Source organism: Brevundimonas sp. (assembly GCF_035935935.1).
Classification (GTDB): domain Bacteria; phylum Pseudomonadota; class Alphaproteobacteria; order Caulobacterales; family Caulobacteraceae; genus Brevundimonas.
The window spans coordinates 55,515-68,902 of record NZ_DASYWO010000005.1 but is presented as its reverse complement, the minus strand read 5'-3'; the positions used below and the strand labels follow the sequence as shown (position 1 = coordinate 68,902).

The 13,388-nt window shown below is 65.1% G+C and carries 11 protein-coding genes; 6 read left to right on the top strand and 5 right to left on the bottom strand.

Features of this window, described 5'->3' with window-relative positions:
* Nucleotides 1-10 precede the first annotated feature (10 nt).
* Entirely contained in the window at nt 11-673 is a 663-nt protein-coding gene (locus tag VGR32_RS05090) for a DUF7662 domain-containing protein (RefSeq protein WP_327448723.1), read from the top strand.
* Nucleotides 670-1,341: a DUF6946 family protein gene (locus VGR32_RS05085; protein ID WP_327448721.1), complete on the top strand. Its 672-nt coding sequence runs from the start codon at nt 670-672 to the stop codon at nt 1,339-1,341. The genes VGR32_RS05090 and VGR32_RS05085 overlap by 4 nt, the downstream gene beginning before the upstream one ends.
* Before the next feature lie 39 nt (nt 1,342-1,380).
* On the opposite strand, the gene VGR32_RS05080 is transcribed toward VGR32_RS05085, so the two are convergent.
* From VGR32_RS05080 to VGR32_RS05060, 5 genes are all read right to left on the bottom strand, one after another.
* Nucleotides 1,381-1,710, bottom strand: a complete 330-nt coding sequence (locus tag VGR32_RS05080) for a hypothetical protein (protein ID WP_327448719.1) — start codon at nt 1,708-1,710, stop codon at nt 1,381-1,383.
* 15 nt (nt 1,711-1,725) lie between these two features.
* Nucleotides 1,726-2,334 (bottom strand): hypothetical protein, encoded by a 609-nt coding sequence (locus VGR32_RS05075; protein WP_327448718.1) that lies wholly within the window; start codon nt 2,332-2,334, stop codon nt 1,726-1,728.
* 10 nt (nt 2,335-2,344) lie between these two features.
* Entirely contained in the window at nt 2,345-2,950 is a 606-nt protein-coding gene (locus VGR32_RS05070) for a PD-(D/E)XK nuclease family protein (RefSeq protein WP_327448716.1), read from the bottom strand.
* 200 nt (nt 2,951-3,150) lie between these two features.
* A complete protein-coding gene (locus tag VGR32_RS05065) occupies nt 3,151-3,681 on the bottom strand; it encodes a hypothetical protein (protein ID WP_327448714.1) in 531 nt (176 codons plus the stop codon).
* 85 nt (nt 3,682-3,766) lie between these two features.
* Nucleotides 3,767-4,060, bottom strand: a complete 294-nt coding sequence (locus VGR32_RS05060; RefSeq protein WP_327448712.1) for a hypothetical protein — start codon at nt 4,058-4,060, stop codon at nt 3,767-3,769.
* An 82-nt stretch (nt 4,061-4,142) separates the two neighbouring features.
* Here VGR32_RS05060 and VGR32_RS05055 point away from each other — a divergent pair, with 82 nt between their 5' ends.
* From VGR32_RS05055 to VGR32_RS05040, 4 genes are all read left to right on the top strand, one after another.
* Entirely contained in the window at nt 4,143-5,162 is a 1,020-nt protein-coding gene (locus VGR32_RS05055) for a WYL domain-containing protein (RefSeq protein WP_327448710.1), read from the top strand.
* Nucleotides 5,163-5,166: 4 nt separating this feature from the next.
* A complete protein-coding gene (locus VGR32_RS05050; RefSeq protein WP_327448709.1) occupies nt 5,167-8,487 on the top strand; it encodes a TM0106 family RecB-like putative nuclease in 3,321 nt (1,106 codons plus the stop codon).
* A 56-nt stretch (nt 8,488-8,543) separates the two neighbouring features.
* A complete protein-coding gene (locus tag VGR32_RS05045) occupies nt 8,544-11,636 on the top strand; it encodes a helicase-related protein (RefSeq protein ID WP_327448707.1) in 3,093 nt (1,030 codons plus the stop codon).
* Nucleotides 11,637-12,145: 509 nt separating this feature from the next.
* Complete coding sequence (locus tag VGR32_RS05040; protein ID WP_327448705.1) at nt 12,146-13,318, top strand: hypothetical protein; 1,173 nt, start codon at nt 12,146-12,148, stop codon at nt 13,316-13,318.
* Nucleotides 13,319-13,388 lie beyond the last annotated feature (70 nt).

Sequence of the window (13,388 nt, the reverse complement as noted above, 5' to 3'; positions counted from 1 at the left end):
GCGCGAAGCGGTGGCCTATGTCGTCAAATGCGACCCGCTCGACCTGACGGTGGGCCAACGGATCTTCGTCCAGGTCCCGACGTATGGCGGCGCGAGCCCAGCTGCAGGCGACGTCGTGTTCCTCTGGTTCGCAGGCCTCGGAGAAGACGCCGGCCTAGCAGGCCGGGGGCGGATCGCAGCGGCGAGCGATGATCATCCAATGGATTTGTTCATCATGGTCGACGCCGCCGCTCCGGCCATGCCGCTGACGCTCGATGATCTGCGCGAGAGTCGTGACGCGACGGACGGGTCACCGACCGCCGGACTCGCGCGCAAGCTCTACCGACATTCGCTCAACAAGGTCGCGCGACTTGAGGACCAAGAGGCGGAAAGTCTGGACCGACATTTCGACGAGGCGCCCGCGCCGCAGACGTCACGCTACCACCCTTTGCGTGAGTGGCTCTCGAGCCAGACCGCCCGAGAGTTCGTGGCGTCCTTCGCCGAGATCGAACAGGTCTTGGGCACGGCCCTGCCCGCCAGTGCCGAACGCCCCCAATGGTGGGCGAACACGACGAAGGCCCACACGAACGTCCAGCGCGAGGCGTGGCGGGCCGCGGGCTATGATGCCTTCCTTCTCAAGGCTCAGGCACGAGTCAGGTTCGTGAAGCGATCTTCGTCAGGGTCGCCGTCGTGAGCCGCATTCTTGTTCCCACGACGGGCCCGGACGATTGGCGTCGACTGCTCGCCAAACCTGATCTGCACTGGGCGATCGGGCGCTCGGCCCGCACCTTGGCCCATGCATGGGAAGGCGCGGCCGGTCTCCCGCCGGAGATCCACGACGCCATCGCGTCGGTCCATGCCGATCCGCACCTGTTGTTCGCGATCCCCGAACACAAGACTGCTCTGCCTGGTGGCCGCCGCGAAAGTCAGTCGGATCTTCTCGCCTTGGTCGGATCAGCGGACGGGTTGGTCGTTTGTGCGATTGAAGGAAAGGTCGACGAGCCCTTCGGGCCCCTTGTGTCCGAGTGGGCCCCGGCAAGCACGCCGGGAAAACGAGAGCGGTTCGCGTATCTCTGCGACCTTGTCGGCCTCCAAGACTGCCCGCCCGACGTCCACTATCAGCTGCTTCACCGGTCGGCGTCGGCCGTCATCGAAGCCGAACGTTTTGGCGCGCGCCACGCGGCGATGATCGTTCACTCGTTCTCACCGCAGAAGCGGTGGTTCGAAGCCTACGCCAAGTTCGCACGCTTGGTGATCGGCCCCCAAGTCGATCCGGCTCAGCCACACTCGATCGATCTACCGTGCGGAAGAAGCCTCTTGCTGGCGTGGTCGAGCGGAGACGCTGCTTTTCTCACCCGCTAGGCGCGTCGGCGCGACCGCTCCGCTGTTCGGCGTGACGACCTACCCAGCTTTGGCGACGATGGCTTGCGCTTGAGCCATCACGGCGCGGGCCTGATCAGCGGCATCCTGCACCGAGCCCGAAAGCGTCATGAACGCCTCGGTCCGACCCGGCATGATCTGGAAGCCGGCTTGCGTGAAGGCGGCCGCGAGAGCTGGGGCGAGCGTGGCCTTGGGATGCGGTTGGACGCCGAAGCGCCAGCCTGTCTCCAGCGCCTGCCCCCAGTATCGATAGCCCTGTCCTGGTCCAGGCTCAGCCCGCGGGTATCTGCCCGCCGGGCCTTGCGAGACGACCGTCAGCCCAAGACGGTTCATCAGTTCAGCTGCGGACACGATCGGTTCTTCTGCTCAATCGACGACAAGGTTCGTCAGCAGACGATTGAATACGCGGACTGCCGTCTGCATGGTCTCAAAGCCTCTGTCGACCGAACCGAGTGCCCTCGAGATGTCGTCGTCCGCCAGGGCAGAGGCCAGTTCATCCGGATCGACCACGATCGGGAGGAAAAAGGTCCCATCTTTTTCGCGATACTCGAATCCGAGGCTGCGCAGCTCTTGGATTTCCGCGAGGCATTTACCGGCAATCTTCGCCCATGCTGCGTTGCCCATCGGCTGCTGAACCCAGCGGAATCCCCGGCGAGCGTGAGCTTTTCCGACCAGCTGGGTCAGCTGATAGGCGTCTCTTGCGTCCAGTTTTTTGTCATCGACGTCGCACTCGAAGTAGGCGCTGTATTCGTCTGCTCCATGGTCGGGACGATGCCAGGCCTTTGGGGCGACCCAGGCGTCGCCGTCATTCCAGCCCGGCGCACCGTCCCAGGCGGCCTGCTTGATCAGGTCTTCGAGACGTTCGTCGATCGCCTCGGCTATTGAATGCTGGAGCACCTGGTCCAAGTGGTGCGCCGCCGCATCCAGATCCTGGATGTTGGCGACGATCAGGGCATTGAGCTCGGCTTGCGACATGGGTCTCTCGTCAAAAGTTTCGGACGTGCTCGGCGAACTGCGCGAGCAGATGATCTTGGAAAGTGCGTTGGGCTTGCGGCCGCGCCATTGAGGCGCGCCGCGCGGCCCGACGCACGGCGGACCAGTCGGCATAGAAGGCGTCGGGCGGCGGTTCGCGCGCCGGCTTCGGGCTGAGGTAGATCAGCGCCGGCCTCTTCCCGAGCGCCTGGGCCTTTCGGCGAAGGGTTTCATCGTAGCGGCAGAGCTGTGCGGGGCCCTCCGCCGCGTCGATCTTGACCTCGATCAGCAGGAGGAAGGTTGCCCCTTCAATGGACAGATCCACCCGGTCGTCGATCGCGCCGAGCGGGCAGGCTTCGGTCTGCACCGAGTAGCCGCGCTCCAACTCCGTCAGCGTCGGAAGGCGCGAATGATCCGCTCCCTCCACCTCGCTCAAGAAGGCCCGCAGGAACGGGATGGCGCGGTCGCCGGCGTCCAGCAGATTGAAGAGAGACGCAAGCACGGCGGCGTTTCTGACCTCGTCGCGCTTCAGTCCGGCGGTGGTCCAGACGTTGGTGAGCGCCCCCGAACGTCGAGCGTGCGCGAGAGACGGCCGCAGGGCCTCCAGCGTGCGGCTCAACGCTCCGGCGTCGGGGCCCCGGGCCTCAAGAGCGCCCTGGGCCTGCGGTCGCGCCGCCGTCAGAAGAGGCCTGAGCTGGCGCATCACGGCCTCGAGGCGCGCAACCCTATCGTCGGCCTCGGAAGTTGGCCGGAGCGCTCGCACGCTTTCGAAGAAGCCGGCGAGACGCTGCAGATCCGGTGGGACTGCGGAAGCGACGGTCAAAGGACGCCTGCGCGTTTCAGGCCTTCGCGAGCCTCGTCGCGGAGCGTGTACCTCACGCTGCGGCCCGACCGGTCTTTGATCAGCATCAGGCTGGAGAGGTCGGCGCCTTCGGCGACGAACCTGCGGAAGCACCCGAAGCGATCGTAGATGAGGTGGCCGATCAGCAAGCCGACGTCGCCCTTGCCTCTCTGGGCGACCGCCTCCTCGTAGCTGGCCCCGGGATTGCCGGCGATCCAGGTCAGGAAGGCGTGTTCGACCTCGCTGGGCGGCCTGACCTTGGAAAAGGCGACGGCCACGGCGTCGATGAAGTCCATGCCGTCCGTGGCTCTCGCCATGGCCAGATGATCCACCGCTTCGTCGGCGCTGAAGTCGACCGGTCGGGCCTCGAGCTCGGCGTCGCAGGCCGCAATGAGCGCGGCGAGCTCTTGAGACTCCGCGCGGCTCCGCAACTCGCGGATGCCCTTGGTCGCCATGGCCGGCAAGCGGGCGATCGCGCTCTGAACATGCTTCTCGTCGAACGCCGCCACCGCAGCTCCCCCTGTTTGCCGGCGTCACACCGGTCGTCGAATAGTGCCGGCGCGCCGCGTTCACGCAACCGAAGAACGAGCCGGTTCAGGCTCGATGATAGCGACGGCCTTTCTGGCCTTGCTGATGCAGCACCGTGATCACCGCGCCATCCGAGGCGTCGCAGACCACCGCAAGATTCCGCAGGCGGTCGAGGTTGCGGCCGGCGCTGCGGCGCACGTCGCAATCGGCGAGCCGTCGCCGGCTGACGCTGAAGGCGACGCGACCACCGCCCACGGGCGTCTCCAAATCGGCATGGGCGAGCAGGTCGGCGATGAGGTCGTGGGGCACGCCCCGCTGGGAAGCGCGGATGGTGGCGTGAGTGGTGAGCTGCAGATCCATGTCGTTCCTCCCTTGCTGGCGACGAGGGACACGCTACGGTTCTTTTCCGACAGCTTCGGTCGCAAATCGAAAGGGGGGTTCGATGCGGCATGACAAGGCGACCTCGGTGCTTGAGCTCGCCCGCCGTTTGGCGGCCAGCGCCGAAGGTCTGAGCACCGAGGAGATGGCGCAGGGCCTCGGCGTATGTCGCCGGACGGCCGAGCGCATGCGTGACGCCGTCGCCCAGGTCTTCCCCCAGATGGAGGTCGTGCAGGAAGGCGTGAGCAAGCGCTTTCGCATTCCGCGCGGATTGGATGGCTTTTATCAGTCGCCGACCACTGAAGAACTGGTCGAGCTGACCCGGGCTGTGGAGACCCTTCGCTCGAGCGGCCACGTCAATCGGGCGTCGGTTTTGGAGGGGCTGGACCACAAGATCCGCGCCGCTCTGAAGGCCGAGCATCGTCGTCGGATATCTCCCGACGTGGACGCCCTCGCACGCGCCGAGCTGACCGGCATCCGCGCCGGCCCCCAGCCGGTGGAGGACCCCGAGCTGTTGGCCGGCATCAGGCGCGCGCTGATGGGCATGTGTCAGGTTCGCTTCCGATACCTGGGCGGATCGAAGCCCGGCGCGCTTCGGACCCTCATCCCTTACGGGCTCTTCTTCGAGCGGATGAATTACCTGGTGGGGGCGGAGGGGGCCTCGGGCCAACCGCGAAACTGGCGACTGGACCGGATCGCGGACTTCGAGGTTTTGGACGTCCCGGGCGCGCCGCCGGAGGACTTCTCGATCTCCGATTACACAGCGAGGTCGTTCGGCGTGTTTCACGATCAGGTGGAGCAAGTCCGGCTGCGGTTCACAGGCGAGGCGGCGGTGGAGGCGGCCCGCTGGCGCTTCCATCCTGGGCAGTCGGTGACGCACGAAGACGACGGCTCCCTGATCGTCGAGTTCGAAACCGGCGGCATGTTGGAGCTGGCCTGGCACCTGTTCACTTGGCGCGGCGAAGTCGAAATCCTCTCACCCGTCCGGCTTGGCGAAGTGATGGTCCAGGAGCTCCAGCGCGCGCTTGAGCGCCACCGCCCACAGTCCGCGACCGCTCTTGTCGCAAATACGGCTCAGGCTTGATCCCATGACCAAGCTTCTCTCCGCCTCACGCCTCAACGGCTTCCAGTCTTGCCCGCATCAGGCGGCGCTTTGGCTGCAGGGCGTGAAACCTCCGGAACGTGCGGACGACGCCGTTCGACTGATCCGCGACAAGGGTTTTGAACACGAAGCCGAGGTGCTCGACTTCCTGAAGAAGGGCTATGGCGAGTTCGTAGAAATCCCGACCGAGGGGTCGCCGGCGGAGCGGGCGGCGGCCACCGCCCAAGCGATGTCCGACGGCGTTCCGCTGATCTTTCAGGCGGCGCTCACGGATGGTCGCTGGGTCGGCTACCCGGACTTCCTCACACTCTGCGGTCAGGCCGAGGATGGCACGTGGCTGTACCAGCCGGAGGACGCCAAGCTCGCCCGCAAGGCCAAGGCCGAACACCTCATGCAGCTCGGCGTCTATGCGGCGCTGCTGGAGACGGCCACGGGACATTTCCCGGCCGAGGGAGTGATCCACGGTTCCGGCGGCGACCCTGAGCGATTCCGCCTGGAGGACACCCGCCACATCACGCGGCGGATGATGCGAAGCTTCGAAGCCTTCGTCGACGCCCCGGGCGAAACCCGCCCCGTCAAGAACGGCGCGTGCGGGCACTGCGACTTCCTCGAGCGCTGCACGGCCGAATGGCGTGCGGCGGACAGCCCTGTGTTCGTGGCGGGGATGCGCGGCGACCAGATCGTCAAGTTGGCGAAGGCGGGCATCCGCACGCTCAGCGACGTCGCCGCCCTGCCGGACGGCGCCAAGGTGGCGGGCATCGGCGATGAGGTCCTGGCCAAGCTGACGGCCCAAGCGCGCCTTCAGCGGCAAGGCACGTCAGCGGGCCGGCATGTCGCCGAAGTTCTGCCGAGCCAGCCTCTGCGCGGGTTCGCCATCCTGCCGCCGCCGCAGCCGGGCGATCTGTTCTACGACATCGAGGGCGACCCGCTTTATCCGGAGGGGCTGGAGTACCTTCACGGCCTTTGGGGTCCTCTTGGCGATGACGGTTCCGATCGGTTCGTCGCCTTGTGGGCCCACGACCATGCCGCGGAAAAGGCGTCGTTCGAGAAGCTGATGGATCTGTTCGCGGATCACCTGGCCCGCCATCCGACGGCGCGCATCTTCCACTACGCGCCCTACGAGACCACCGCCCTGAAGCGGTTGGCGATGAAGTACGCGACCCGCGAGGCCGAGCTCGACCAGATGCTGCGCGAGCAGCGCTTCGTGGATCTCTACGCGGTAGTGCGTAACGCGATCCGGGCGTCCACTGAGAGCTACTCGCTCAAGGACCTGGAGAAGATCTACTGGGGCGAGCGGTCCGGCGAGGTGACCAACGCCGGGGACAGCATCGTGGAGTACGAGCGGTGGCGGGAGCTGGGCGATCAGGCCATTCTCGACGCCATCGAGCGCTACAACGAAGACGACTGCGTCTCGACGGCCAAGCTGCGTGATTGGCTAGAAGGACTGAGGCCTGACGACGCGCCGTTCGGCTTGGCCGTGCGGGAGCCCGAAGCACCGAGCGAGCCGTCCCCTCGAGCGCTGCAACGTCAGGAGTTCGAGCAAGAGCGCAGGGCGCTGGCGGAAGCGATCCGTCGTCAGGAGGGGCTTGAGCCCCGCCTTCGAGAGCTGATCGCCGAACTGCTCTGGTTTCACCAAAGGTCGCAGAAGCCTCAATGGTGGGCGGTGTTCGATCGCCAGACCTGGACCGATGAGGACCTGATCGAGGACGCGGAAAGCCTGGGTGGTCTGACGCTGATCGATTGCGGGGCGGACAAGCGGTCGCTGGTGGCGACCTATGCCTTCCCGCCCCAGGACACCAAGCTTAGGGTGGGGGATCGGCCGAAGATCGCCCTCACGCTGGAAGCGGCGGGGTCGATCGCGGACTTGGACCTTGAGGCCTGTACAGTCACGCTCAGGCGTCAGGCCAAGTCGGGCGAGTTTCCGGAAACTGCGAGCCTCTCGCCCGGACAGCCCCTTGACCAGGATGTCCTGGAACGGGCGCTGGTCGAGTTCGGCTTGAGGATCGCCAACGGCGACCTCGACACAGACCGGGCGGTCCTGGACATGCTGCGCCGCAGATCCCCGCGACTGGAAGGGCGTCCTGACGACCTTCCGGTGGTGCCTGACGGCGAGGACTTGGTGGCGGGGACGATCTCGGCGGTCCGGGCCTTGGACCGCAGCTGTCTCATCATTCAGGGGCCGCCGGGAACGGGGAAGACCTACTCGACGGCGCGCGCCATCTGCGCCTTGCTTCAGGACGGCAAGCGCGTGGCGGTGTCCTCGAACTCGCACAAGGCCATCATCAATCTGCTGGCCGGGATCTCTCGACACTGCGAAGCCCAGGGGCTGCCCCTGGACGGCGTGAAGAAATGCACGGCCGGGGATGCTGAGACTGTGTTCACGGGCTACGGCATCATCAGCAAGGCCTCGCTGAACGAGAACCCGGGGGAGCATCAGCTAGTTGGGGCGACGGCTTATGAGCTCGCCAAGCACCCGGCCGACTCCTTCGACTTCCTGTTCGTCGATGAAGCCGGTCAGGTCTCGCTCGGCAACCTTCTGGCCATGACCGGCTGCGCCAAAAACCTCGTCCTGGTCGGCGATCAGATGCAGCTGCCTCAGCCCGTGCAGGGCGTGCACCCTGGCGAGACGGGGCTTTCTGCCATGGACTACCCCATGCAGGACCATCCTACGGTCCCGCCGGAGCGAGGCATCCTGCTGAACATCTCCTGGCGGATGCACCCGGACGTTTGCGATTTCATCTCCGACGCCGTCTACGAAGGCCGGCTGCGGGCGGAGACGAGCACCGAAGGGCAGCGCCTGATCCTCGAAGACGGTCTGCACGAGGCCCTGCGGCCCACGGGAATCAGCACGATCGACTTGGACCACGAAGGTTGCACGCAGAGCTCCGAAGAGGAGGCTGCGGTGGTAGCCGAGCTGCTCGGTCAGCTCGCGCGCCAGCGCTGGATCGACCAGGCTGGCGAAGAGAAGCCGATCACACTGGATGACGTCGTCATCGTCAGCCCGTTCAACATGCAGGTCGGGCTGCTCAAGAAGCGGCTGCCCAAGGGCGCTCGGGTCGGGACCGTCGACAAGTTCCAAGGGCAGGAAGCGCCGGTGGTGCTGGTCTCCATGGCGACGTCCTTCGGAGGCGATGCGCCTCGCGGGACGGAGTTCCTGTTCAACCGCAACCGCCTGAACGTCGCCATCAGCCGGGCGAAGTGCCTCGCGGTCGTGATCAAGGGCCGCCGTCTTTTGGATCTACCGACGCCAGGCCTCTCCGATCTGCCGCGACTGGATCTTCTAGCGCGTGCCGAGGCAGCTCACTGAGCACAACCGTGGACTACGTCGACGGGAAAGCTAAGGTTCGGAGGGGAGGGTTGGACATGTACGCCGAAGGCACCGCGGTACGAAACCGCAATGACCCTTCTCAAGTGGGCGTCGCCACTGCAGAGACGAAGGTCTCCGGCGGACGCCTGTATCAGTGGGTCCGGCTGGCGAACGGGGAGAGGAAGCTCCTGCTTCACATGGCGCTCGAGCCGGTCACCGCGGCTCCCGATGCCCTGGCCGACCTCAGGGGAGGCCAGTTCTCTCACCGCTCGGCGCTCAGCCACACGTTGACGCACATCCGGCTGACCGGTCGGCTTGCGGACCTCATCTACAGCATGGAGAGCACCAATACGGAGTTCCATGCTTACCAATTCAAGCCGGTGGTGAAGATCCTCAATGCGGCCTCAAAGGGGCTGCTGATCGCCGACGAGGTCGGCCTGGGGAAGACGATCGAGGCCGGCCTGGTATGGACCGAACTGGTGGCGCGGTACGACATGCAGCGGCTCCTGGTGGTGTGTCCGAAGTCACTTCAGGAAAAGTGGCGAATGGAGCTCAGTCAAAAGTTCGGCGTCCGAGCCCAAGCCGTGGACGCTTCAGACCTGCTGCAGACACTCCAAGAGCATGAGCGGACCGGCGAAGACTTCGCCGTCGTCGCCACGCTCTCGGGCATTCGCGCGCCGAAAAATTGGGATGATCCCGACGAGCCGGCGAAGAGCGCGCGAGCTGATCTGGCGCGCTATCTGCGCGACCGCATCGCGGGCGACCCTCTCTTTGACCTCGTGGTCTTCGACGAGGCGCATCACCTCAGAAACTCTGAGACGGCGCAACATCGCACTGCGCGACAGATCGTCGAGCTCGCTGATTACAAGCTCATGCTTTCAGCGACACCGATCAACCTGCGCAGCGAAGATCTTCGCTCGATACTGAGGCTTGTCGAACCTGATCTGTTCGACCGCGAGTGGATCTTCAGCCAGCTTCAAACGGAGAACGTGCCCATCGTCGCGGCTCGTGAATGCGCGCTGCGGACCGACGCGACCTTCGCCGATCTGGGCGAGACGATCGATCAGATTGCGCCGGGCCGGTTCCTAAAGACTGACGGACGTCTGGCGGTCTTGAAGGGGCTGGTTGCGGGGAAGAGCGGACCGATCCCCTCGTCAGAGAGGGCCATGATCGCCGCTCGCCTGGAAGAAATGTCGATGCTGGGCGGGATCGTGAATCGCACCCGGCGTCGGGACGTGAACGACTTCAAGGTTCAACGGCGACCGGACTGCCGACTGTGGTCCATGTGCGAGACTGAACAAGCGTTTTATGACGCGGCTTCGAACGCCATCATCGACTACGCGCTTAGCGCCAACGTCAATGAACGCTTTCTCCTGTCGAACAGCCAGCGCATGTTGGCCTCCTGTCTGCCGGCGGCGTACCAGCGATGGTCAGGCGCGCAGACCGATCTCGGCTTGGACGATCCCGACGAGGCCGACGCATCCAATGCGCCTGGGCCATTGACCGCGATGCTCTCGTCGGGGTGCGGGGATCCCGCTGTCCTGAGGCAGCTGACGATCGACGACAGCAAGTTTGAGCTGCTGCGCCGAGCCCTTTCCGATACCTGGGCCGCCCACCCTTTCGAGAAGATCATCGTCTTCTCCAGCTTCCGCGGCACCATCGATTACCTCGAGAACCGCCTGACCGAGGAGAAGACGCCGTGCTTGAAGATGCATGGCTCGGTGAAGCGCGACCGAAACGACATCCTGCGCGAGTTTCGCGACGGCGACGGGCCCATGGTGTTACTCACCTCCGAGGTCGGCGGAGAGGGCCTTGATCTGCAGTTCTGCAGGATCCTGATCAACTATGACCTCCCATGGAACCCCATGAAGGTCGAGCAGCGCATCGGCCGGATCGACCGCATCGGCCAGAAATCTCCCTCGGTCGAGATCCTGAGCCTGGTCTGTGAAGGCACGATCGAAGAGCAGATCTACCGGCGCCTTTACGAGCGCTTGAACCTGATCGTGCAGACGCTTGGGGGTTACGAGCCGATCCTCGGCGACATCGTCAGAGAGCTGGAGAACCGGCTCCTGGACCCGGCTCTCAGTGCCGCCGAGGCCAATGAGGAGCTGGAGCGCCAAGCCAGCGCCGCGGAAGCGCGCCGGCTGCAGGAGGAAGCGCTTGAGCAAGAGGCAGCCGGACTCATCGCTCATGGCGACATGATCCTGAACCGGATCCAGCGCACACATGAGCAGCAGCGTTGGATCCAACCGTTCGAACTGTTCGAATATGTGTCGGGTGCGCTCTCGTCAGCCTTCCCCGGCACGCTGCTCGAGCGTGCTCCCACCGACTATGAAGCCTACGATTTCGCGTTCACTGCAGCCGGTCATCTGGCGTTCCGCGAGTTCCTCGAGGAGAGGAGCAAGCGGTTCAAGACGGATCTACGTCGCCAGGAGCGGCACCGCATCGTCTTCGGCAAACTGCCCGAGGCAGCGGGCCGGGCGCGCGTTGAAGCGATCACCACCGGACACCCGCTGGTCAAGTTCGCCGCCAAACTCCGAACTGATGCGGGTCGGGGGCTCGCCCCCCGGCCGGCGGTTTGCGGCCGGCTGACCGCTGACGGGGCCTTGGCTGACTTCACTCGCGGCAAGTACGGCTTGGTCGTCCAGAAATGGTCTGCGGGTGGCGCCGCTCCGCAGGACCGGCTGATTTACGCCGCCATTCACCTGGAGAGCGGTCAGGTCATTGGAGACGAACAGGCCGAGCTCCTCGCGATGACGGCCGCTCGAGAAATGTCTCCAGCCGTCGTTCCGCAGGGCGAGGCCGAAGCGGCTGCTGCAACGCTGGAAGGCGTTTTGGTTCACGGACATTTGGCTCGTGAGTTCGACTCGTTCTTCGACACTGAGGAGGCCTCCCACAGCGACAAGCGCGAAACCTTGATCGCGGTATTCCAGCAGCAGTTGGAAGCCAAGCGAACCCGGGTGGAGCAGCTCAACGAGGAGAGGCTTCGCGCAGGCGGCAGCAAGGCACGGATCGTGCCGGCGGAACGCGCCAAGCTGGCGAAATACGTCGCGCGAATGGAGCACAAGATCGCCCAGGTCCGCGCCGCGTCGGATTTCGACTGCAGCGAGCCCGAGACCCACGTCGCCGCCATCGTGGAGCTTGTGTGATGTCGAAGTCGCGCAGCCCGAGTCCCTTCGACGTCCTGGCGAACCTTGTTCTAAAGGCGCCGCCGAATGACCCTCCGGCGCCCGAGCGGGATCCAGCGGTGTCGCAGCAGCTGGCCAAGGGAGCCGCAGCAGCGGTCCCCGTTCACGCCGCCAGCCCTTCTCCGAACACGCCGTCTGCGAACGGACCCGTATCGACGCCATTCCGCAAAAAGAATAAGCGCCGCAACACACGGTCAGTCGCTGCGGTTCAACCCGTTCGAGTCAAACCGGGGCGTCTAACGCCCAAGCTGGAGTCTACGCGAAAGGGACCGAAACCGGCTAGGCCGGAAGGACCCGCGGCCCTCGCCGGGCCTGAAGCCCTGCGGTACGTCCTTGAAGCCGTAGACGGGGCAACGCTGGCCACGACAGCGCCGGTTCTGGATAGCCTCGACGAAGCGACGACGCGTTCGATCCAAGCGCGCATCGAAAGGGGAGCTGGGATCCTGCGTTCTCGGCCTGATCCTGACCCGATGGGCTATCGTGTCGGTCTAGACTTTGGGACCAGCGCGACCAAGGTCGTGCTCTGCAGCGACACCGCCGACGCAGATTATGCTTTGGACGTCCCCGTAGGCCTTCGGGTCGATGAAGACGGGCGGCGTCAGCAGCATCTCTGGCAAACGTGTGTTTGGTATGAGGACGCCGCCGCATGCTTCCGGCTTGCCCCTTCCGCGGCAGCTCGTTCGATCACGGGATTCAAGACTGGCCTGATCCAGGCGGACGGTCATCGGATGCTCTTCGCCGGCATCTCCCACAACGCCGCCGCAGCCGCCTACTTGGCTCTCCTGATCGCTTACATCGTCGGAGCCGACGCGGAGCGTATCGAGCGGATGGGTGGCGCTCCTCGCCACTATTCACGCTTTCATGTGGGCGTACCGGTTCCGTCGCTGGAGGAGGATCCGCGGGTCGCAGGCTTCCATCAAGTCGTCAAAGCTGCCTTCGCCCTCGCTCCGACAGCTGCCGAACTGCGTCTCGATGACATCAGGGACGCCCTGTCTCGAGATGCCGGCCTACTGGAGACGTCGGCGGATACGCCCTACCAGCTGTTTGAAGAACTTGCGGGCGTCGTCGCCGGCTACATGCTGACGCCTGAAAGGGCGGTGGGGCCACACATCCTTGTCGACGTAGGGGCGGCCACTTTGGACGTGGCCACCCTCCATATTCCCGACGGGGAGCACCCGCTGGAGGTCTACGAGTCGGGCGTGCAGATCTTGGGGGCCCAGGCGCTGCAGGCCGCCCTAGCCGCAGGGGTGCCCGAGCCAACTTTTCGTTCTGCCTGCCAAGAACACACGAAGTCCGTTCTGTCGAAGACCTTCAGAACGAAGCACTTCACCTTCCTCCCCGGCGAAGGGGGATCGACCAAGCCGATGATCTACGTCGGCGGTGGTCGGATGACCGCGCTGCACCAAGCGACCTACGAGGGTTACTCAAAGGCGTTTCTGGCTCCCATGCGGTCACCCGGCGTCAGCCGCTGGCTAGAGCGCGACCTGGACACCGATCAGGAAAGACTGCTTCTCGCGTGGGGATTGGCTCAGGATCCCGCTTCAGGGATCATCCCCTACATCCGGCCACCCTCGACTGTAATCCCGGTGCTGCGAGGTCGCCGAGATTGGGAAGGCAACTACGTCGGAGCCGAGAGCTGCTAGCCCTGCCCCGCTCGCGGCAACGTCGATTCGGCGTCGTCGATACGCTCCGACCCCCACCACTAGGACTCTT

Bases quoted from the DNA above. Each gene is read 5' to 3' on its own strand.
- VGR32_RS05075 (WP_327448718.1), bottom strand. From the start codon at position 2,334: ATGTCGCAAGCCGAGCTCAATGCCCTGATCGTCGCCAACATCCAGGAT.
- VGR32_RS05060 (WP_327448712.1), bottom strand. From the start codon at position 4,060: ATGGATCTGCAGCTCACCACTCACGCCACCATCCGCGCTTCCCAGCGG.
- VGR32_RS05055 (WP_327448710.1), top strand. From the start codon at position 4,143: ATGCGGCATGACAAGGCGACCTCGGTGCTTGAGCTCGCCCGCCGTTTG.
- VGR32_RS05050 (WP_327448709.1), top strand. From the start codon at position 5,167: ATGACCAAGCTTCTCTCCGCCTCACGCCTCAACGGCTTCCAGTCTTGC.
- VGR32_RS05045 (WP_327448707.1), top strand. From the start codon at position 8,544: ATGTACGCCGAAGGCACCGCGGTACGAAACCGCAATGACCCTTCTCAA.
- VGR32_RS05040 (WP_327448705.1), top strand. From the start codon at position 12,146: ATGGGCTATCGTGTCGGTCTAGACTTTGGGACCAGCGCGACCAAGGTC.